Origin of the sequence: Nocardia sp. NPDC050799 (assembly GCF_040654015.1) — a bacterium.
Taxonomy (GTDB): domain Bacteria; phylum Actinomycetota; class Actinomycetes; order Mycobacteriales; family Mycobacteriaceae; genus Nocardia.
Genome location: NZ_JBFAHF010000004.1, coordinates 62,934 through 83,293 on the forward strand (window position 1 = coordinate 62,934; position 20,360 = coordinate 83,293).

Consider the following 20,360-nt stretch of genomic DNA (forward strand, 5'->3'; position numbering starts at 1 on the left):
CCGGCCGGATCGTGGAACCTCGTGCTCGGCGAACCGGTCGAAATCGCACCGGCCCGGTCGGACGCGCGGTCCGGGAAGCCTCGGGCGCGGCGATTCAGAACCAGGTGTTGGGCCGGATGTAGTTGGCCAGGTCCACCAGGGCGTAGCGATGGCGGCGGCCGGGCGCGAACCGGGCCAGGGTGCGCAGCCCCGATTCGGTGCCGTCACGCAACGCGTGCTCGGTGAACGCGACCCCCATGAGCGGTGGCCGGGGCCGCCGCGGCGTATTACCGGCCTGCAACCAGGCCAGTGCGCAGCCGAGCACCATCACCCGCAGTTGGACGGCCCGGCGTTCGTCCGGCGGCAGGGCCTCCACGCGGGCCGCCGCCTCGCGCAGGGTGTGTTCCGGCAGTTCCGCCACGGGTGCGCTGGTGAGCAGCAACAGGACCACGGTCATCCGGGCGGTGGTGAAATAGCGGGACGAACCCGGCACCTCGTCCAGGGCGGTGACGGCCTCCCGGTGGCGGCCGGCGGCGGTGAGCAGGCGGGCCGAACCGAAAGCCGCGCTCACCAACCCGTGATCGGTACGCCAGGTGGTGGCGTAGAAATTCTCGGCGTAGTCGCGCCAGGCGCGGGTCTCGTCCGGTGCCCAGTGCTGGAGCACGAGTTCGGCGGTGGCGGCCAGGGCCAGTTTCGGTGCCAGTTCACCCGGAAGGACCCGCAATACCGCATCGAACGCGGAATAGGCTTTTTCGTAATCCTGCTCGCGTAAACCTGCTATGCCCGTGTACCAGTTGATCCGCCAATCCCGGCGGGCGGTATGCGGTATGGCGTCGAGCAGATCGGTGGCCTCGGTGACGCGGTCCAGATCCAGCAGGATGCGGGCCTCGGCCAGGCGCAGTTCGCGTTCCAGGTTCTCCGGTGCCGCGGCCGGGTCCTCGGCGAGTTGCTCGCGTGCCTCATGCAGCGCCGCCAGCGCCTGGTCCGGATCGGATTGCAAGGTGTCGGTCAGCCGGGCGGCGGCCGGGTCGGTGCGGGGCAGCAGCGGGATCGGCAGCGCGGCGGCGATATCGGTGGCCGAGAGCAGGGTGTCGCGCGCGATTCCGTCGGCGTAGGCGTCGGTCTGGCCGATCAGTTCCTCGGCGCCGAACGCGCTGCGCTGTTTACCGAAAACTGTGGACCGGTGCGGCCGCTCCACCCCGGTATCGAAGGCCAGGATCTCCCGCAACACTCCGGACAGCTGGTCGGCCATGGCTCCGGCGGACGGAAACCGCCGGTCCGGGTCGGTATCGGTGGCGCACAGCAGCAACCGGTGGAACGACTCGTACCGGGCCAGGATCGGTTCGTCCTCCGGCGCGGGCAGACCGTCGCGGTAGGCGCCGTGTTCGGTCGGCATGTTCAGGGTGAGCACGGCCAGCGTGCGGCCCACCGTGTAGATATCGGACGCGACCGTCGGGCCGGTGCGGGCGATCTCGGGCGCCTGGAAACCGCGGGTGCCGTACAGGTTCCCGTAGGCTTCGATCGGTGCGACGGCCCCCAGGTCGAGCAGTTTGACCTGATCCTCGGTCACCATGATGTTGTCGGGTTTGAGGTCGTTGTAGGTGAGCCCGGTCGCGTGCAGATAGTCCAGTGCGGGCAGCACCTCCAGGATGTAGGCGATGGCCTGCGCCACCGGGATCCGCTCGGGCCGTTTGCGGTCGTCGAGCATGCTGCGCAGGGAGCGGCCGCCCACATACTCCATCACGATGAAGCCGATCGGCTCACCGCCGGGCGGCAGGTGCTCGACGAAATTGTGGATCTTCACGATGCCCGGATGTGCGACCTCGGCCAGGAACTCCCGCTCCGCCACGGCCACCGCCTGCGCCTCGATATCGTCGGCGTGCAGCAGACCCTTGAGCACCACCCAGCGATCGCTGACGTTGCGGTCCACGGCGAGATAGATCCAGCCCAGCCCGCCGTGCGCGAGGCAGCCCTGGACCTCGTACTGCCCGGCCACCATATCCCCGGGACTCAGCGTCGGACGGAAATCGAACGCGGCGCCGCAACTCGGGCAGATACCGCGGGTGGTGGCCGGACCGCTCGCGCTCGCCCGGCCCACCGGTTTGCCGCAGCGCCAGCAGAACCGTTTGCCTTCCGCGACCACCGGATCGGTCAGGACCGCGGCGACCGGGTCCGCGGCTTCGACGGGTGGTATCTCGACCAGGCCGGCGACCAGGGTGCGCACCGTGGGACGGGACCGTACAGTGCGGCTGCTGCGGCCGGTACGCAGCTGGGAACCGCTGCCGCGGCCGGAACTTCCGCTGGATCCCGAGCCCGTCCGGTTACCGGTGCCGGCGGACGCCACTGCCGCCGCGGTGCCAGGGTATGCGGCGGTTCCTGCGACTGCGGCGGTTTCCGGCGCGGAGGCGGTTTCCGCGACCGCGGCGCTTCCCGGGGATGAGGCGGTATCGGCGGCGGCAACGGTTTCGATGTGCACGTCGGAACGGGCGACCGGGGTCCCGTTCGGGTCGTCGGCCGGACCCGCGCCGGCAGCAGTTTCCGCGTATGCGGCCGTACCGGCCATGGCGGCGGTGGTTTCCGGGTGTCCGGCCGTACCCGCTTCGGCAGCGGCTTCCGCGTGTGCGGCCGCATCCGCGACGCCGGCAGTTTTCGATTGCGCAGCGGGATCCGTGCCGGCGGCGGTTTCCGGATAGCTGCCGGCGCCCGCATCGGCAACGGTTTCCGAATATTCGGTGTTCTCCGCAAGAGTTTCCGAAGTATCGGGCTTACCCGCGACGGATTCCGCGTGCCCGGCCGTGCCCGCTCTATCAGCGGTTTCCGCGTGCGCGGCGGTACCCGCTGCGGCGGTGATTCCCGGGCCCGTGACGGACCCGGAAGTACCGTGACCGTCACGCACGCGGCCCGCCCCGAGCCGGGTGGCCGCACTGGGCTGCCCGTCCGGTTGCCGGAGGCGGGCGGCGTCGACGGCACGGGTCGGTGGCGGCTCCGGAACGTCCCCGGAGCCGGACCGGTCGACCGACTCGTCCGTCGTCACGGCGATCAGTCCCGATAGGTCGGCGGCGGGGGTCCGGGGGAGGGGCCGAGGGCCGAGAGCCACTGGCTGTAGAGACGGTTCCAGGTACCGTCCGCACGGATCCGGTCGAGGGTGCCGTTCACGAAGCGCACCAGGTCTTCGTCGCCCTTGGGGATGCCGATTCCGTACGGCTCCTCGCTGATACTCGGACCGACCAGCTCGGTGTACGGGTCCTGTTCGGCCAGTCCGGCCAGGATCGCGTCGTCGGTGCTGACCGCGTCCACCTGCCGCTGCTGCAGGACCACCAGACAGTCGGCCCAGGTGGGGACGGTGAGAATGGATGCCTGCGGCTGGATCCGGCTGATCTGCTCGAGCGAGGTGGTGCCACGGATCGTGCACACCCGCTTGTTCGCCAGATCCCGCAAGCTCTGGATTCCCGAATTCTGTACGGCCAGCACCCGCTGGTGCGCCTTCAGATACACGGTGGAGAAGGACACCCTGGCCAGGCGCGCACAGGTGATGGTCATGGTCTTGACCACCATGTCCACCCGGTGCTCGATCAGCGCCGCTTCGCGCTCCTCGGAACCGAGACTGCGATATTCGATCTTGTCGGGATCGCCGAACAGATCCCGGGCCACCTCGCGGGCGATATCGGCGTCGAAGCCGACGATCACCCCGCTCTCGGGATCCCGGAAACTGAACAGATTGCTGCCGGTGTCCAATCCGACCACCAGCCGGCCGCGGGCCCGGATCCGGTCCAGTACCGGGCCGGTCGCGCCGGGGCCGGTGGGACGCAGGCCGGCGGTGGGATCGCCGCAGTTGGTGGGATCGTCGGGCAGGGGCAGCGGGCCGTCGGCCTCCATCGCCGTCGCCTGTGCGGGCAGGGGCGGTTCGGAGTAGTCACTGTGCGCTACCTCGTGGTGCGGGCCCGGGCCGGTGGCGCACCCGGCCACGAGCAGCGCGGTACACGCCACCCCGACCCGCAGCGGCCACGATCGCCGCGACGGCCGGGGGGCCGCCGGTCGGACCGGGTTTCGCGCAAACCTCATCGATACTCCCGCAGTCTTGGCCAGATGCCGAAGGCGATGTACGCCGCGGCGGCGAAGCCGAGGATCAACGCACCTGGTGCCAGATAGTCGAGTACCCGGGCGCTGTGGAAAATATTGCTGCGTAGCGTGTCCCGGGTCTCGGTGATCCCGTTACCCAGCGCGTTGTCCAGAGCTTCCACATGAACGGTAGCGTTCTCGGTGCCCGGCGCGGTGGCGATCGCGGCCGCGCGGGCGAATTCGCCGCGGTTGAGTGCCTCGTTCATCCGCTGGTGCGCGGCCAGCCAGTGCAGCAGCGCGGCCCGCGCGTCGGCGGTCGCCCGGTCGGTGTGCCCGGCGAGCAGTTCGTTGAGCCGGGTGATGTTGGCGTCGAACGCGTGATCGTAGTCGCCGGTGGTGTCGCGGCGTACCAGTTTGAGTGTTTCCGCCGAACGCGCCTGCTGCGCCAGGATCCGGCCCTCGGTGAGCCGGGCGGCGGGCACCGTCCCGTCGGCCCGGCCGCTGGACATCGCCACCGACGAAACAGATCCGGCGATCACCGTCCACAGCATCAGCGTGAGCAATGCGCCGGAGGCCAGTAGCAGGCCCGGGTTGAAGGTGCGGTGCCACTGCCGGGCCAGCAGCCGTTGCGCCCACACCAGCGCGAGCACGGCGACGACGAGCAGCACGATCGCCGACCACGGCGGCCGGACGTGCCGGTCCTGGGCGGTATCGACCGCGGCCGCGCGCCGTACGTACAGCTGTTCGGCGGTCGGCAGCAGCACCGTCTGCATCTCCGAGGACGCCTCGCTCAGATAGGCAGCCCCGACCGGATGGCCCTCCCGGTTGTTCGCCCGCGCGGTCTCCACCAGACCCGAGTACACGGGTAGTCCCGACCCGATACCCATCCGCTGCAGGACGTCCTGGGGGTCGTTCCCGGACAGGGTCACCAGATCGGCGCCCGCTTCCCCCAGTGCCTGGCTGTAGCGGTCCCGCACCTGCTCGGGTTCCAGGCCGCCGGAGATGAACGCCGTGGCCGCGGCGGCGTCGGCCACCGAGAGCGCGGTGTAGAGCCGATGTGCCGCGTTCGCATCGGGTTCGGTGTGGGCGAGCAGCACATCGAGGTCGTTCTGGCGGTCGTTCACGGCGCCCGCGGTGATCACCCCCGACCCGATGGACAGCACGATCAGCAGGAGTCCGACGCCGAGCAGCCGCCCGGGCGACGATTGGGCGAACAGGCGTAAACGTGCAGGATTCAACCACTTCCAGGCCTGCGCGAGCCGGGGGCGGACGAGCTCCGCCCGCCCGGAGGCGGGCGCCGGTTCCGGGTGGGCCGGGTCGGGTTCGGATACCACCCGATCCACCGCCAACCGCGTCATGTCCACCCTCCAACTCTGGGCGCCGTGTGCGCTGCATCGCTCCGCCGGTGCCGCGCGAGATCGCTCACACCGCTGCCATGAGCGTATTCGGTATTGTCCACGCGCGCGCCCCGACCTCCACAACGCGCCACCCACCACCGCCGGTGGGGCAGGATGGAGGCAACGGTCGACGAGGGCGGTGCGAGATGCGTGGTGACGGTGACGGGTGGTCCATAAGCCCCGGTGGTGTGCGGCACTGGGGCCTGTTCGGTGCGGCCGGTTTGCTGCTGCGCGCCCCGATCGGTAGTGGTGGTTCGGCGGTGCTGCTGCAGCATCGCGCGCTGTGGAGTCACGAGGGCGGGACCTGGGCGCTGCCCGGCGGGGCCCGCGACAGCGACGAGTCGGCGGTGCACGCGGCGGTCCGTGAAGCCGACGAGGAGGCCGGTATCAAGGCCGCGGATATCCGGGTGCGTGCCGAACGGGTCACCGCCACCGCCCCGAGCGGCTGGACCTACACGACGGTGATCGCCGATGCGGGCAAACCGCTGCCGGTGCGCCCGAACATGGAGAGTGTGGAACTGGCCTGGGTGCCGGAGGACGAGGTGGATCAGCGTCCGCTGCACGCCGGGTTCGCGCACGCCTGGCCCGGGTTGCGGGCCACTTTCGCCTGGATGGATCCGGGGGAGTGCCCGGCGGCGGACGCGACGGAGCTGGCCGCGACCCTGCCGCGCACGGTCGACCTGGGCGCGGAGTTCGTCTGGTTGCACGCTGGACCCGACGGGCCCGGTGACCGTGCGGTCCTGCTGAACCCGCCGTACCCGCCGGAGAATCCGGAACCGAGTGGGTTCCCGCATCCGGCGGGCGAGACGGACGATCCGGGGGCCGGGCTCGGTGCGGCCGCGCACGCGGAGGCCAGAGTGCTGGGGATTCCGCGCAGCGCCGTGCTGGGATCGGAGCGCTGAGTTGGGAAACGGCGTGGAGGAAGCCGCGCGGCCGTCCCGGCCGTATGTGCTGCTGTCGGTCGCGATGAGTATCGACGGCTATATCGACGATATGGAGCCCGAACGCCTGCTGCTGTCCAATGACGCCGATTTCGACCGGGTGGACGATATCCGCGCCTGGTCGGACGCGATTCTGGTGGGAGCCGAGACACTGCGGCGCGACAATCCGCGGTTGCTCGTACGCGATGAGGCGCGGCGTGCGCAGCGGATCGCCGCGGGCCGGCCGGAGTACCCCCGCAAGGTGACGGTGACCGCGCGCGGCGAACTGGACCCGGAGGCGCGTTTCTGGCGGTACGGTACCGCCGAACACGCCCCGCTCGTCTACACCACCGACGCGGGCGCCCGGCGGCTGCGCGACCGGTTGACCGCATCGGCCGAGATCGTGGCCCTGGGCCCGGAACTCGAATTCGGGCCGTTGCTGGACGATCTCGGCGCCCGGGGCATCGGGCGGTTGATGGTGGAGGGCGGCGGCCGGATCCACACCGCGTTCCTGTCCGCCGGACTGGCCGACGAACTGCTGGTCGCGGTCGGGCCCACACTCGTCGGCGATCCCGCCGCCCCGCGTTTCCTGCATCCCGCGCGGTTTCCCGGCGGTTCCACCCATCGGATGCGCCTGGTCGAGGTGGAGCGGCTCGGGGATGTGGCAGTGTTGCGGTATCGACCCTAGGCGTACCTCCGCATCCGCTCCGGCCATGCGCTCCCTGCGTACCCCGGCGTCCGCTCCGGCCATGCGCTCCCTGCGTACCCCGGCGTCCGCTCCGGCCATGCGCTCCCTGCGTACCCCGGCGTCCGCTCCGGCCATGCGCGGGCCGCGGATGGGTTACGCCCGACAGCGCCATTCAGGAGGCCCGGTGCCCGAACCCGACCACCACTACTGGATGAACCGGGCGATCGAACTCTCGCGGCGAAGTCCGCGGGCACCGGGTGCTTTCTCGGTGGGCGCCGTGCTCGTCGCCGACGGCGCCGAAATAGCCATTGGCTATTCGCGGGAAACCGATCCGAAGGTGCACGCCGAGGAGTCCGCCCTGGACAAACTGGACCCGCACGATCCGCGGTTGCGGCAGGCCACCCTCTACAGCACCCTGGAGCCCTGCTCGGAGCGGGCGACCAAAACGCGGCTGCCCTGTACCGATCGCGTGCTCGCCGCCGGTATCCCGGTGGTGGTGATCGCGTGGCGTGAACCGTCCACGTTCGTCGAGAACTGTGTGGGAGTGGAGAAACTGCGCGAGCACGGGGTGCGGGTACTCGAACTCCCGGATCTGGCCGAGGCCGCCATGGCGGTGAACCGCCATCTCGATCTGTCCTGATCGTCTCGTCAGCGCAGACAAGCCGGTCCGAACAGCGCTTTCAGCTCACCCATCAGCGCGGACGAGGTGGTGATCCGGAAGCGGGGGTCCAGGGCGAGCAGCCGGGGACCCCGGGCGCCGATCAGGTCGATTCGCAGGTCGGTGGGGCCGGGATGCCGCTGCAGGGTCTCGCGCAGGGCGCGGACCGTGTGCGGGGTGCAGGCCGCCACGGGCAGGGTGAGGGTGAGCGGCCGCCCGGCGGCACCGGCGGTGAGATCCGGTGCGGTCACCTGATCGCCCAGCAGCGACCGGCGCCCGTCGCGGACGCTGACTGTCGCGGTGATCACCACGATCGCGTCCTCGGTGAGATATCCGGCGGCGGTGGCGTGGGCAGCGGGGAAGAACAGGATTTCGGCGCCGGCCTCCAGGTCCTCCAGGCGCACGACCGCCCATGGTTCGCCCTTCCTGGTGACCCGCCGGTCGACGGCGGCGATGATGCCGGCCAGCCGCACCCGGCGGCCGTGCGGGACGCGACCGTCGTGCAGGGCGGCGAGCGGGGTGTCACCGGCGGCGGCCAGCGCGGCGGCGATATCGTCGAGCGGATGCCCGGAGACATAGAGCCCGAGCATCTCCCGTTCGTAGCCCAACCGCTCGCGGGTTTCCCATTCCTCGTCGGGGACGGGCATCGCGAAAACGGAGGTGTCCGCGGCAGGGTCGGCGGTAGCACCGGAGAAGAGGTCGAATTGCCCGCGCGCCGCGGCTTTCTTGGTGACCGTCACCGCGTCGATCGCATCGCTGTGGATCGTGTACAGACCTTTGCGGGGATGGCCGAGGGATTCGAAGGCACCCGCTTTGACCAGTGATTCGACCACCTTTTTGGTGCAGGCAACACTGTCGGTTTTCGTCAGGTAGTCGGAGAAGCAGGTGAACGCGCCGGCCGACTCCCGCGCCCGGACCACCGCCCGCACCACCGGTTCCCCGACATTGCGGACCGCGCCCAGGCCGAAGCGGATATCGGGCCCGACGCTGGTGAACGTGGCCGCCGACTGGTTCACATCCGGTGGCAGCACCTGGATCCCACGTTTGCGGCAGTCGGCCAGATAGATCGCCGATTTGTCCTTGTCGTCACCGACCGAGGTGAGCAGGGCGGCCATGAACTCCGCCGGATAGTTGGCCTTGAGGTAGGCGGTCCAGTACATCACCAGGCTGTAACCGGCGGCATGCGACTTGTTGTAGGCGTAGCCGGCGAACGGCAGCACCGCCTCCCACAGCGCGGTCACCGCCGCGTCGCGGTAGCCGTTGCCGCGCATACCGTCCCGGAAGTTCTCGAACTCCATGGCCAGAACTTCCGGTTTCTTCTTACCCATCGCCCGGCGCAGCAGATCGGCCTGGCCCAGGGAGTATCCGGCGACCTGCTGCGCGATCTGCATGATCTGCTCCTGGTAGACGATCAGCGCGTAGGTTTCGGCGAGGACCGCGCGCAGCGCTTCGTCGAGTTCGGGATGGATCGGCGTCACCGCTTCCCGCCCGTTCTTACGGTCGGCGTAGGACCAGTGCGCCCCCACGCCCATCGGCCCCGGCCGGTAGAGGGCGTTGGAGGCCACCAGATCGTTGAACTCGGTGGGGGCCATCCGCAGCAGCAGTTCGCGCATACCGGCCGAGTCCATCTGGAACACCCCGAGATTGTCGCCGCGCGCCAGCATGGCGTAGGTGGGTTCGTCGTCGAGGGTGAGGGTGTCCAGGTCGATCTCGATACCGCGATTGCCGCGGATATTGTCGAGGCAGTCACCGATCACCGTGAGGGTGCGCAGACCCAGGAAATCCATTTTCAGCAGGCCGACGGCCTCACACGACGGGTAGTCCCAGCCGGTGATGATAGCCCCGTCCTGCGGGCGCTTCCACAGCGGCACGATATCGAGCAGCGGTTCGCTGGACAGGATCACCGCGCAGGCGTGGACTCCGGCGCCGCGGACCATCCCCTCGAGTCCGACCGCGGTGTCGTAGATGCGGCGCATATCCGGTTCGGCCTCGATGAGTGCCCGCACCTCCGCGGCCTCGCCGTAGCGCTCGTGCCCGGGATCGGTGATCCCCGCCACCGGGATGTCCTTGGCCGCCACCGCGGGCGGCAGCGCCTTGGTGATCCGGTCGGCGAGCGCGAATCCGGGCTGCCCGAACTGGACGCGGGCGGCATCTTTGATGGCCGCCTTGGTCTTGATGGTGCCGAAGGTGATCACCTGCGCGACCTTGTCCGCGCCCCAGCGGTCGGTGGCGTAGCGGATCATCTCGCCGCGGCGGCGGTCGTCGAAATCGATATCGATATCGGGTGCCGACGGGCGCTCGGGGTTGAGGAACCGTTCGAACAGCAGCCCGTGCTCGATGGGGTCGATATTGGTGATCGCCAGCGCGTAGGCCACCAGCGACCCCGCCGCCGAACCACGGCCGGGGCCGACCCGGATACCGACCCGGCGGGCGTGTGCCACCAGATCGCCGACCACCAGGAAGTAGGCGGGAAAGCCCTTGTCGCGGATGATGTCCAGCTCGAACTGCGCGCGGCCCCGGTAACTGTCGGGTACGCCTGCGGGGAAACGCCAGCGCAGGCCCGCGTCCACCTCGCGGCGCAGCCAGCTGTCCTCGGTATGGCCTTCCGGCACCGGGAACACCGGCATCCGGTCGCGGAATTCCCACACCTCGTCATACGGTTCGATGCGGTCGGCCACCGCGAGAGTGGTATCGCAGGCGCCGGGCACTTCGTCGTCCCACAGGTGGCGCATCTCCGCCGCGGACCTGAGATAGAAAGTGTCTCCGTCGAACCGGAACCGCGCCGGATCCGTCAGCGTCTTCCCGGTCTGCACACACAGCATCGCCTCGTGTGCCGCCGCCTGCTCCCGTAGTACGTAGTGACAGTCGTTGGTGGCCAGTACGGTGAGTCCGGCCTTCCGGCCGACGGCGAGCAGATCGTCGCGGACCCGGCGTTCGATCGTCAGGCCGTGGTCCATCACTTCGAGGAAGAAGTTGTCCGGGCCGAAGATATCGCGCCAGCGGCCCGCGGCCGCGTAGGCGGCGTCGAACTGCCCCAGCCGCAGACGGGTCTGGACTTCGCCGGACGGACAACCCGTGGTCGCGAGGACACCGTCGGCGTGTTCGGCGACGAGTTCGGCGTCCATCCGCGGCCATTTCCCCAACTGTCCCTCGAACGACGCGCGCGAGGACAGCCGGAACAGATTGCGCAAACCCACCGCGTTCCGGGCGAACAGTGTCATGTGCAGATACGCGCCCGACCCCGACACATCGTCGGATTTCTGCCCGGGCTCGCCCCAGAAAACCCGTTTGCCGGAGAACCTGGATTCCGGTGCGATATACGCCTCGATACCGATGATCGGTTTCACCGGCGAATCCCGGGACTGCCGGAAGAACTCCGCGGCCCCGTACATATTGCCGTGATCGGTCATCCCGACCGCCGGCATCCCCAGTCGCTCGGCTTCCGCGAACAGCGGCTTCACCTTCGCCATACCGTCGAGCATCGAGTACTCGGTGTGGTTGTGCAGATGCACGAAAGACGCGTCCGTCATCGATCACCCCGTACCGTAGAACCGGGCCCGTGGCCGGTTCGGTTGTCGAGCCGGTGGGCGGATAAGGTCATTTCGTCTACATATGACCAGCTCAAATGCACTGAGTCGAACAATCGACACGACAGCGGAGACAACCGATGGATGTATCAGGAGGTGGGGTGCCCGAGCTCGATCTGGCTACGGTCCGGGCCTTCGTCGCGGTCGCCGACGAAGGCCGGTTCGGTGCGGCCGCGGCGCTGCTCGGCATCAGCCAGCAGGCGGTGTCCAAACGTATCGCCCGGCTGGAGAACCAACTCGGCCTCGAGCTCTTCGACCGGGTCCCCACCGGCGCGGCACCCACCGCGCCTGCCGCGCGGTTCCTGCCGCACGCGCGCTCTCTGCTCGCCGTCGCCGACGAAGCAGTGGCCACGGTGATGTGCCGCCCGCGGCCGCTGCGGGTGGCGGTGCTGGGTGAGCGGGCGACCGAGATGCGGGCCATGCGGTACTACCTCGGCCGCCACCCGGACCGCGACACCGAAATCGTGCTGACCAACGCCTTTGTCACCTCCCGCGACGCCCTGGTCGCGGGCCGGGTGGACGCGGCCGTCGCCCGCGCCGCGGGCGGGCCCCGGCCGCTGCCGGCGCGCATCGCGGCCATCCCGTTCCTGTTGGACCCGTTGCATCTGCTGGTCGGCAAGGACCATCCGCTGGCCGGACGTGCGGCGGTCTCGCTCGCCGAACTGGCCGGGGTGACGGTGTGGGTACCGGGGACCTCGGTGGAATCGGAGTGGACCGACTACTACCGTGAATTGAACCGGTACAGCGGAGTCGTGATCGACAGCAGTCGCCGGTCCGAGCTGTTCCCCGAGGTCGCCACCGGCCGCGGGCCCGCGCCGATCGCGATGGTGATCGAGCACATCGCCGATTCGGACACCCTCGCGACCTTCAGCGCGGAAGGTTTCGAATCCCCGTGGCATCCGCATATCCGCCGGGTGCCGATTGTCGACCCGACCCCCGCCTACCCGCACGCGCTGTTGTGGGACCGGGCCGACCCGCATCCGGGTATCGCGGATCTGGTCGCCTATTTCCGCGACAACTACAACCGCGATATCGCGCGCGACTGCTGGGTCCCGGAGATCGACCGGCCCCTGTTCGTATCCGCGTAGCGGGATGGGCGCACGTCCAGTCCTTCGCGCCGTCCGCGGCCCCGGGTGGGTCGGCGGCGGCGACCGGCGCGCTCGCATATCGGTGAATCGGCGCCTCGAGCTGGGAGGAGCGCATTACCGGATGATCGGCCGGGAGAGCGCATCGGAGGGGCCGACGCTCCCTGGCGTATGGCGCGTCGTCGCCCGGCTGGCATCTGGGCGCTCCCGGCGATGGTCCTCAGCGGTGATGGACCAACAGGGCAGTCGGGTTGAGTATGACCCACTGTTTGTCCGAGAAGGCGCTGGATCCGTCGATGGCGTCCCAGCCGCACAGGGCACCGAATTGGCCGATATCGGCGAAGGTCAGCTGCTTGTCCTGCAGCGCGATGCGGCGAGTCGTCTCCTCGTCCGTGGGGTCCGCTGTGGTGCGCAGGACCCGTAGTTCACCGTCGATTCGGGTCAGGGCGTGATCACGCTGGGTGATGAGTGCGTCGAGAGTGGTCACCCGGGCCTCCGGGCGTAGTGCCATCAACACCACGCGGGCCCGCCGGGTGGCGAGTTCCTGAGTGCGGGTGGGATCGGTGTAGTCGAAGGCGACGCTCTCCAGCGGTGTGACATACGTCCCGGATCCGGAGGGGCCGCCGCCCGGTCGTACGGGGCCTTCGATGAAGGCGTCGATATAGCGATCCTCCTCGAACCCGCGGAACAGCGGTGGCCTGCCCGGCCTGATCACCGCATCGACCTCGGGTCTTGTCACCGTGGTGACGGGGCCGCAGAATCCCTGTAGCCGTTGGATCTCCTCGAAGGCCGGGGAGTTCCCCGAGGACCCGGGTCTTCTCGTCCGCCGTAGTTCGCTGTAATTCACCTCGTCGACCAGGCCCCGGCCGCGTACGTAGGTGGAAGACCGTGCCATGGGGATGAACCTGTCGCCGGATGCGACGGTTCGATCCGGTGTTCCTGCGGCAGAGGCCCTCTCGAACCCTTCGGCGGCCCGGGTGACGTGACCGCTGGCTTGCTTCGGGAACGCGGCGATCGCGGGGCCGCCGTCCTTGGCGGTCGCACCGAGCATCTCGCGCACACTTCGCCACACCTCGTCAAGACCGCGGTCCACAATGTCACTGTGCCCTATCGCGCTCGCCGTGCTATACCGAGCCGGCCGCCCGCAGCTGCTTCTCGCCCGGCGGCATCCGGCACGGTCGCGCGACCGACAGGGTGCAGGACGTGTCCGAGCGGTCAGCGACCGTCCACACCGGCGCCTCTCGGCGGCGGCGACGCGGGGACCCGAGCGGTCAGGCCGAACTGATCCGATAGATGCGCAGATCCTCCGGTACCCCGCTCAGGGGGGCGGCGAAGAAACTGCGGCGGTAGGGGCGGGCCGTCTGCCCCAGTTCGGCCAGGGTCTCGGGGCTCAGCGCGGTCAGCGTGGTGTGGGAGACCATCATCTTGCCGTTGCCGCCGGCCTCCATCACCCGGGCGGCGATGGTGACGTCCACACCCAGCCAGTCGCCGCCGATCTCCCGCGGTGAACCGGTGTGCAGGCCGATCCGCATCCGGGGCCGGTAGTCGCCCGCGGTCACCTCGGCCAGATTGCGTTTCGCGGCGATCGCGGCCTGTACGGCGCGATCGGCGGAGGGGAACACCGCCATGACGCCGTCACCCATCCGTTTCACCACTTGGCCGCCGCGTTCGGCGATGGGGGGTTCGATGGCCTTGGCCACCTTGCGCAGCAGGTCCAGGGTGGCTTCGTCGCCCGCGGTGAGCGACCAGGAGGAGAACGACACCAGATCGGTGAACATCACCGTCATCTCCTGGGTGCCCTTCCCGCGACCGAGGCGTTCGAGCATCGCCTGCCAGACCTGCAGCGCACCGAACCCGATCTCGCGGGCCGCGCTGGGGTTGTCGCCGACCAGCCGGTCCGCGGCTCGTGCCACGGCGCGGGCGCCGCCGGGGCCGGTGACCGAGAGCGGGTCACCGAAGGCGGGATCGCCGGGGAGTTGATGACGGGCCCGCCGCAGGACCTCGATCACATCCGGTCGCTGGTTGGCCGCGTTCATCAGGGCCGACAGCGGATGGACACGGCGTACCGCGCCGACGGCGGCGCCGTTCTCGGGGGCCGGCCCGACCGCCGGCTCGTCGGTGGACGCGTGATCGGCGCCCGGTGCGGCGGCGCTGTCGACCTCCGGCTCCGGTACGGCTCGGCCGGAGGGCTTTTCGTTCACGCCCCGAGGGTATCTCAGGGAATCGGACGCGAGGGGAACGCTGATAATCGTCACCTGTCGCCTCTCTATCGGAGGAGTGCGGCACGCCGTTGGGTCCGCCGATGGAAAACGTTCGGTGCCTGACCACGATCGTAGCGACGACCGGCGGGCTGCCGGTGAACGCTTGGTTACAGATATTTGGCAAGTCGCGAAGAGTCGCCTGCCCTCGCCGGAGACCAGGGGAACAACCACCCTGTGTGATCACGACCACCGGCCCGGTGCATTGCGCACCGGGCCGGTGGTAAGTGCACTCCGACGACCGGGCAGTGGCCGCCGGCGTGCGGGGCGCGCGATCCTCCCGACAAGGCCGCGCCTACCCCATACCCGAGCGGCGAGGGAAGCGGCTCGGGCGATTCGGTCAGGCGTCGCGCTGGTTGACAACCACCAGGGCGACGCCGGTGACGAGTGCGACGAAGGCGATGAAGTAGACGAGGCTGCCCCATACGCCCCAGTGCCAGTTACCCGACGCCATCGACTCATCCATCAGCGCGAAGCGGCTCGCATTCTGGAACGGCAGGAACGCGCTGATCTCACGTCCCACTTTACCCAGTGCGCCGACCAGCGGTTCGATGATCAGCTGCCAGAGCACGATCAACGAGATCGCCGCCGCCGACTGCCGGACCAGCACACCGATGGCGATGGCCAGCACCACATTGAGGAAGGCCAGGACCGGTATCGAGTACAGGGCACGCCAGTTGCCCTCCAGGATCAGGGTGGAGCCGGCGTCCCCGGCGACCGCCTTGGCCACCGCGTAGGCGGCGAAGGCGAGCACCGTGGTCAGCGCGGCCGCGTAGAGCCCGACCAGGCCCGCCTTGGTGCCGATCACCAGGATGCGGTTGGGCACGGCCTGGAAGGTGGTCCGGATGATGCCGAACCGGTACTCGCTGGTCACGGTGAGCGTGGCCATGATGGCCAGCACCATCACCCCGAACCCGCTGATCCCGAGGAAGGCGGTGTCCACGGTCAGCGCGGGAGCTCCCGAAGCCTGCGGGTCGTCGGCGGCGATCCGCCCGATCAGCCCGAACAGTGCGGCGAACCCGACCGCGAGGGCCACCACGATCAGCGAGCACCACCACGGCGAGCGGGTCGAGGTGAGTTTGATGCGTTCCGCGGCGATCACACCCATTACTTGGTACCTCCGAGAACCTTGGGCTCGACCGGCCCGGGGGCCCCGGGCGGGGCCGCCGCGACATCGCCCTGCGGGCCGACCTCACCGTGATACTGGACATCCCCGCCGGTCATCCGCATGAACGCCTCCTCCAGCGAGCCCCGCTGCGGGGCGAGCTCGTAGAGGGTGATGTTGTGCTCACCGGCCAGTGCGCCGACCGCGTCGCTGGTGACCCCGTTGACCACGAGTGCCGCGCCGTCGGCGTTGCCCTCGTTCTGTTTCACGGTCATCCCGTTGGAGGTCAGCAGACTGCGCAGCTCGTCGAGTTGTGGACTGCGTACCCGCACCGACGACTCCGACGCCCGTTCGATGAATTCCGCGGTGGTGGAGTCGGAGATGAGCCGGCCGCGGCCGATGACCACCAGATGATCGGCGGTCTGCGACATCTCCGAGAGCAGATGGCTCGACACCAGGACAGTGCGGCCCTCGGCGGCCAGTCGCTGCATGAACCGCCGGATCCAGAGGATGCCCTCCGGGTCCAGGCCGTTGACCGGCTCGTCGAAGAGCAGGACTTTCGGATCGCCCAGCAGGGCGCCCGCCAGACCCAGTCGCTGCGACATGCCCAGGGAGAATCCACCGGCCGATTTACCGGCGACCTCGGACAGACCCACCAGTCGCAGTACCTCCTCCACCCGGGATTTCGGCAGCCCGTTGGAGGCCGCCATCCATTCCAGGTGGGCTCGCGCCGACCGGTTGGGATGCACCCATTTCGCGTCCAGCAGCGCGCCGACCTCACGTAACGGATGCTTCAGCTGCCCGTACGGTCTGCCGTCGATGAGCGCGCTGCCCGCGGTGGGGCGATCCAGGCCGAGGATCATGCGCATAGTGGTGGATTTACCGGCGCCGTTCGGTCCCAGGAACCCGGTGACCTGACCGGGTTGCACGGTGAAGGTCAGGTCCTGGACCGCGACGGTCTGCCCGTAGTGCTTGGTCAAGCCCCGGACTTCGATCATGCCGACCAGCATGCCGTATCCAGGGAGCGCTCGCGTCGCCCGATGGTCGCCATCCGCCCTCATCCTGGAGGATGACGGCCGGACCGTTCTGGTGGGTACAAGTCCGTACGGGGCAGTGCGGTCATGAGCACCGTGGAGAGTGACAGCTTGTCACTGGCTTCGAAACAGCGCGACGGTGAGTACGACCAGCCCGACAGAGAGCAGGACCAGGGCGAGGTCGGTGCCCGTCATGACCAGCCTGTCTTTTCCAGGTAGTCACTGGCCATCGTGTATCGGGGGCAGCGATGCTCGGCATGGATCGCCATGACGTGATGGGCATGAGACCTGCCGCGCAGCGGGTCCTTCCACCTGCACGCCGCCGAATAGATATCCAGCCGCCTGAGACCCGCGGCGACCCGACCCAACGTCCGGCAATCGGTAAGCCATTCCCCAACCATTACGCACCCCTGCATCCCCGACCCCCTGCGGTTTTGGAAGGCACCCGCCGTCGGGGAGTCGGGGTCACACCCGACGGCGGGGCTCCCTTCACATTGGCTGTCCTGCCTCGGGTGATACGACGACGGTTGAGGCGTCAATATGTACATATTCTAGGCGACATTTAGGCGTCCAAGCATTACTGTCGCGGCATGGTCACCAAACCGAACACGGCACTGCGGGCGGCCCGTAACGCTCGCCTGATGAGCCAAGACGATCTCGCGCGGGCACTACGGGAAGCGGGATGCGCCAGCGCTACCAAACGACTCGTACAGCGCTGGGAGGCCGGACGCACACTCAACCCGCGGCCCTCGCATGCACGGGCACTGGAGAAGGTCATGGGTCTACCGATCGAAACGCTCGGGTTCGGCGCGGTCATGGCCGGCCGGAGCCTGTCCGGCCCGGACGGAAGCCAGAACGTCGAATCGCCCATCGGCGCTGTCGATCCCGGCCAGGCGACCGCGGCGGGGGGCGGTTCGCGCGCCCGACTTCCGGGCTCATACTCGGGCGTCTGGCTGTCCCGGTACGAGTACTACTCCAGCGGCCGGGATGCGACATTCACCACAGCGCATTACGTGGTGATGTTGCAGCACGACGACCGGCTCACCGTGCGCAGTCTGCCCGGCTCGTCTCCGTCATCACTGGAGATGGACTTGACAGTGGACGGCCATGTGTCGACAGGCACATGGAGTGAGATCACCGCGCAGGAAGGCTACTACCGCGGCGCCCGGTACCACGGTTCGGTCCAACTGCTGATCGAGTTGACCGGTAGCCGGATGGCCGGGAAGTGGGTCGGTTTCGGGAAGAATTTCGAGGTGAACACCGGGCCATGGGAACTGGTATTGCAGGACTCTTCCACCACGAAGGCGACCATCGACGCCTACAACAAACCCCCAGAGCTGGACACCTGATGTCACCGTGACACCTGGTGCCCAGCTGAGCGGCCATCAGACCAGGGCGTCACCCAGGATGGCCCGAGCCCGCACCGGCATCCACTCGCGGAGGGGCCGGTCTCGGGGAGCTACCGTCCGGGTGAGGACGCCTGGGCCCAGAACCGCTTGGGGATCCGGCCCGCCTCCCGTGCCCGGTAACCGGCCCGTACCGCGTCGGCCATGGCGGCGGCCATCAGGGCCGGATGCCTGGCCCGGGTCACCGCGGTGGCCAGCAGTACCGCGGAGCAGCCGAGTTCCATGGCGAGCGCGGCGTCGCTGGCGGTCCCGATACCGGCGTCCAGGATGACCGGCACCTGGGCGCGGCTCACGATCATCTCGATATTGTGCGGATTGCCGATACCCAGACCGGTTCCGATCGGGGCGCCCAGCGGCATCACCGCCGCGCACCCCGCGTCCTCGAGCCGCCGCGCCAGCGCGGGGTCGTCGTTGGTGTAGGGCAGCACGGTGAAACCGGCGTCCACCAGCTGTTCGGCTGCGTCGATCAGTTCGATGGAGTCGGGCAGCAGGGTCCGGTCGTCGGCGACCACCTCGAGTTTGACCCAGTTCGTATCCAACGCCTCGGCCGCCAACCGGGCGGTGAGCACCGCCTCGGCGGCCGTGCGGCAGCCCGCGGTATTGGGCAGCGGCGCGATATCGAGCCGTTTCAGCAGGTCGAGCACGCCGGTACCGCCCGCGGCGTCGACCCGGCGCATGGCGACCGTGGTCAGTTCCGTACCCGAGGCCAGCAAAGCCTCCTCGAGCACGGTCAGGTTCTCCGCGCCGCCGGTGCCCATGATGAGCCGGGAGCCGAAGGTGCGGTCGGCGATGCGCAGTGCTTCGTCAGCCACCCTGAACCGCCGTGAGCACATCGATCTCCCAGCCGCGACCCACCGGCTCGTCCCAGCGGGAGCGCGGGAACACGGCGCCGTCGACCGCCAGCGCGACGCCCTGGCACGGCAGTTCAAGGCGTTCCAGCAGTTGACGCACCGTGAGCTGTTCGGTCAACTCGTGCTCGGTCCCGTTGACCGTGACCCCGATCGGCACGGACGATCCGTGCGCCGGTGAGCCCGGTGTGGACGACTGTGTCATCGACTACCTCCTGAGGGTGTGGATGCCGTGAACCGGTTCGGATCGGCCGCCGCGACCTCGGCCAGTGGTCGGCCGTTCAGCTCGGCCACCACCGCCTCGGCGGTGAGCGCGCTGGTCAGCATGCCATTGCGGCCGTGCCCGGTGGCCGCGATCACGCGGTCGGACAACCGCCCGACGAGGGGGAGATTGTCGGGGCTGCCGGGCCGCACGCCGGCCGCGGCTTCGAGCAGTTCGTATTCGCCGATTCCGGGCAATACGGTCTCGGCGTCCCCGATGAGGTCGCGGACCCCGGCGACCGTAACGGCGGTATCGAAACCGGCCTCGTACTGGGTGGCGCCGAGCACCAGGCCGTCGGCGCGGGGCACGAAGTACACAGGCCGCCCGTGCACGCGCGCCCGCACGACCCTGGTGGGCGGCGGTTGCGCGCCGGGGCGGTGGCGTAGGCGCAGGATCTCGCCCTTCACCGGGCGGACCGGCAGACCCGGCCACAATTCGGCCGAGGCGGCGCCCGCGGCCAGCACCACCTGCCGCTGGTCGAGTTCGGTGAGGTCGCGGACCCGGTCCGCGTGCACGGTCACCCCCGCTTCGGCTACGGCCTTGCGCAGCGCGGTCAGCAGCCGGCGGTTGTCGAGGGCCGGCTCGGTGGGCGCCAGCAGCCCGGCCCGCACCGTGCGGGCCAGCGCCGGTTCCAGCTCCCGGACCCCGGCCCGGTCCAGTACCCGGAGTTCGTGGCCGCGCTCGCCGACCCATTCGGCGACCGTGCGCAGGTCGGCGGCATCGGCGGCGTCCTGGGCGATGGTCAGGGTCTCGGCGGCGACGAAGACATCTACGCCGGTGACGGCCTCGAGTCGCGCGGCGAAGTCCGGCCAGTGGGCCAGTGCCGCGGCCCCGAACTCCAGTACCGCGTCCTCGCCGGGCCAGCCCTCCGACAGCGGTGCGAGCATCCCGCCGGCCACCCAGGAGGCGCCGCTGCCCACCGCCGGATCGAACAGGGTCACCGTCCAGCCCGCCTCGGTGGCCCGCCAGGCCACAGCCAGCCCGATCACCCCGCCGCCGACGACGGCGAGGGTCGAATCGGTGGCCTGGCCGCTCACCTGCGCCACCTCCTCCGGAAAGCACGGTGGAGGGCGT

At 69.4% G+C, this 20,360-nt stretch carries 16 protein-coding genes; 5 read left to right on the top strand and 11 right to left on the bottom strand.

Features of this window, described 5'->3' with window-relative positions; genetic code table 11:
* Positions 1 to 94: 94 nt before the first annotated feature.
* From AB0H42_RS05795 to AB0H42_RS05805, 3 genes are read right to left on the bottom strand one after another with little or no spacing between them, the layout of a single operon-like run.
* On the bottom strand, positions 95 to 3,013 hold the full coding sequence (locus tag AB0H42_RS05795) for a tetratricopeptide repeat protein (protein WP_357050377.1): 2,919 nt from the start codon (positions 3,011 to 3,013) through the stop codon (positions 95 to 97).
* 5 nt (positions 3,014 to 3,018) lie between these two features.
* Positions 3,019 to 4,041 carry a glutamate ABC transporter substrate-binding protein gene (locus AB0H42_RS05800; RefSeq protein ID WP_357050380.1) on the bottom strand — a complete coding sequence of 341 codons (1,023 nt, stop codon included), beginning with the start codon at positions 4,039 to 4,041 and terminating at the stop codon, positions 3,019 to 3,021.
* On the bottom strand, positions 4,038 to 5,396 hold the full coding sequence (locus AB0H42_RS05805; RefSeq protein ID WP_357050383.1) for a hypothetical protein: 1,359 nt from the start codon (positions 5,394 to 5,396) through the stop codon (positions 4,038 to 4,040). Before AB0H42_RS05805 ends, AB0H42_RS05800 begins: the two co-directional genes overlap by 4 nt.
* 185 nt (positions 5,397 to 5,581) lie before the next feature.
* On the opposite strand from AB0H42_RS05805, the gene AB0H42_RS05810 reads away from it, so the two are divergent.
* The 3 genes from AB0H42_RS05810 to AB0H42_RS05820 are packed head-to-tail and all read left to right on the top strand — an operon-like array spanning position 5,582 to position 7,683.
* Positions 5,582 to 6,337, top strand: a complete 756-nt coding sequence (locus tag AB0H42_RS05810; protein ID WP_357050386.1) for an NUDIX hydrolase — start codon at positions 5,582 to 5,584, stop codon at positions 6,335 to 6,337.
* Position 6,338: 1 nt separating this feature from the next.
* Positions 6,339 to 7,043: a dihydrofolate reductase family protein gene (locus tag AB0H42_RS05815; RefSeq protein ID WP_357050389.1), complete on the top strand. Its 705-nt coding sequence runs from the start codon at positions 6,339 to 6,341 to the stop codon at positions 7,041 to 7,043.
* A gap of 25 nt (positions 7,044 to 7,068) precedes the next feature.
* Positions 7,069 to 7,683 carry a deaminase gene (locus tag AB0H42_RS05820; protein ID WP_357050393.1) on the top strand — a complete coding sequence of 205 codons (615 nt, stop codon included), beginning with the start codon at positions 7,069 to 7,071 and terminating at the stop codon, positions 7,681 to 7,683.
* A gap of 8 nt (positions 7,684 to 7,691) precedes the next feature.
* Here the strand turns inward: AB0H42_RS05820 and dnaE are convergent, their stop codons facing one another.
* A complete protein-coding gene (gene dnaE, locus AB0H42_RS05825) occupies positions 7,692 to 11,231 on the bottom strand; it encodes a DNA polymerase III subunit alpha (RefSeq protein WP_357050396.1) in 3,540 nt (1,179 codons plus the stop codon).
* A 158-nt stretch (positions 11,232 to 11,389) separates the two neighbouring features.
* Here dnaE and AB0H42_RS05830 point away from each other — a divergent pair, with 158 nt between their 5' ends.
* Positions 11,390 to 12,376: a LysR family transcriptional regulator gene (locus AB0H42_RS05830; RefSeq protein WP_357050399.1), complete on the top strand. Its 987-nt coding sequence runs from the start codon at positions 11,390 to 11,392 to the stop codon at positions 12,374 to 12,376.
* Positions 12,377 to 12,593: 217 nt separating this feature from the next.
* On the opposite strand, the gene AB0H42_RS05835 is transcribed toward AB0H42_RS05830, so the two are convergent.
* The 4 genes from AB0H42_RS05835 to AB0H42_RS05850 form a co-directional block, all read right to left on the bottom strand.
* On the bottom strand, positions 12,594 to 13,268 hold the full coding sequence (locus AB0H42_RS05835) for a hypothetical protein (protein WP_357050402.1): 675 nt from the start codon (positions 13,266 to 13,268) through the stop codon (positions 12,594 to 12,596).
* 376 nt (positions 13,269 to 13,644) lie between these two features.
* Positions 13,645 to 14,409: an adenylate/guanylate cyclase domain-containing protein gene (locus tag AB0H42_RS05840; RefSeq protein ID WP_357050979.1), complete on the bottom strand. Its 765-nt coding sequence runs from the start codon at positions 14,407 to 14,409 to the stop codon at positions 13,645 to 13,647.
* Between the two features lie 562 nt (positions 14,410 to 14,971).
* Positions 14,972 to 15,739: an ABC transporter permease gene (locus tag AB0H42_RS05845; protein WP_030524754.1), complete on the bottom strand. Its 768-nt coding sequence runs from the start codon at positions 15,737 to 15,739 to the stop codon at positions 14,972 to 14,974.
* Positions 15,739 to 16,734: an ABC transporter ATP-binding protein gene (locus AB0H42_RS05850; protein WP_357050405.1), complete on the bottom strand. Its 996-nt coding sequence runs from the start codon at positions 16,732 to 16,734 to the stop codon at positions 15,739 to 15,741. Before AB0H42_RS05850 ends, AB0H42_RS05845 begins: the two co-directional genes overlap by 1 nt.
* A gap of 626 nt (positions 16,735 to 17,360) precedes the next feature.
* On the opposite strand from AB0H42_RS05850, the gene AB0H42_RS05855 reads away from it, so the two are divergent.
* On the top strand, positions 17,361 to 18,119 hold the full coding sequence (locus AB0H42_RS05855; RefSeq protein WP_357050408.1) for a helix-turn-helix transcriptional regulator: 759 nt from the start codon (positions 17,361 to 17,363) through the stop codon (positions 18,117 to 18,119).
* A 110-nt stretch (positions 18,120 to 18,229) separates the two neighbouring features.
* Here the strand turns inward: AB0H42_RS05855 and AB0H42_RS05860 are convergent, their stop codons facing one another.
* The 3 genes from AB0H42_RS05860 to thiO are packed head-to-tail and all read right to left on the bottom strand — an operon-like array spanning position 18,230 to position 20,323.
* Complete coding sequence (locus AB0H42_RS05860) at positions 18,230 to 18,988, bottom strand: thiazole synthase (protein WP_357050411.1); 759 nt, start codon at positions 18,986 to 18,988, stop codon at positions 18,230 to 18,232.
* Positions 18,981 to 19,229 carry a sulfur carrier protein ThiS gene (thiS, locus tag AB0H42_RS05865; protein WP_357050414.1) on the bottom strand — a complete coding sequence of 83 codons (249 nt, stop codon included), beginning with the start codon at positions 19,227 to 19,229 and terminating at the stop codon, positions 18,981 to 18,983. Before thiS ends, AB0H42_RS05860 begins: the two co-directional genes overlap by 8 nt.
* Positions 19,226 to 20,323, bottom strand: a complete 1,098-nt coding sequence (gene thiO, locus AB0H42_RS05870; protein WP_357050417.1) for a glycine oxidase ThiO — start codon at positions 20,321 to 20,323, stop codon at positions 19,226 to 19,228. Before thiO ends, thiS begins: the two co-directional genes overlap by 4 nt.
* Between the last annotated feature and the right edge of the window lie 37 nt (positions 20,324 to 20,360).

Coding starts and splice junctions, on each gene's coding strand:
- AB0H42_RS05845 (WP_030524754.1), bottom strand. CDS start 15,739: ATGGGTGTGATCGCCGCGGAACGCATCAAACTCACCTCGACCCGCTCG.
- AB0H42_RS05800 (WP_357050380.1), bottom strand. CDS start 4,041: ATGAGGTTTGCGCGAAACCCGGTCCGACCGGCGGCCCCCCGGCCGTCG.
- AB0H42_RS05805 (WP_357050383.1), bottom strand. CDS start 5,396: ATGACGCGGTTGGCGGTGGATCGGGTGGTATCCGAACCCGACCCGGCC.
- AB0H42_RS05855 (WP_357050408.1), top strand. CDS start 17,361: ATGGTCACCAAACCGAACACGGCACTGCGGGCGGCCCGTAACGCTCGC.
- AB0H42_RS05850 (WP_357050405.1), bottom strand. CDS start 16,734: ATGATCGAAGTCCGGGGCTTGACCAAGCACTACGGGCAGACCGTCGCG.
- dnaE (WP_357050396.1), bottom strand. CDS start 11,231: ATGACGGACGCGTCTTTCGTGCATCTGCACAACCACACCGAGTACTCG.
- AB0H42_RS05820 (WP_357050393.1), top strand. CDS start 7,069: ATGCGCTCCCTGCGTACCCCGGCGTCCGCTCCGGCCATGCGCTCCCTG.
- AB0H42_RS05835 (WP_357050402.1), bottom strand. CDS start 13,268: ATGGCACGGTCTTCCACCTACGTACGCGGCCGGGGCCTGGTCGACGAG.
- AB0H42_RS05810 (WP_357050386.1), top strand. CDS start 5,582: ATGCGTGGTGACGGTGACGGGTGGTCCATAAGCCCCGGTGGTGTGCGG.
- AB0H42_RS05840 (WP_357050979.1), bottom strand. CDS start 14,409: ATGAACGCGGCCAACCAGCGACCGGATGTGATCGAGGTCCTGCGGCGG.
- thiS (WP_357050414.1), bottom strand. CDS start 19,229: ATGACACAGTCGTCCACACCGGGCTCACCGGCGCACGGATCGTCCGTG.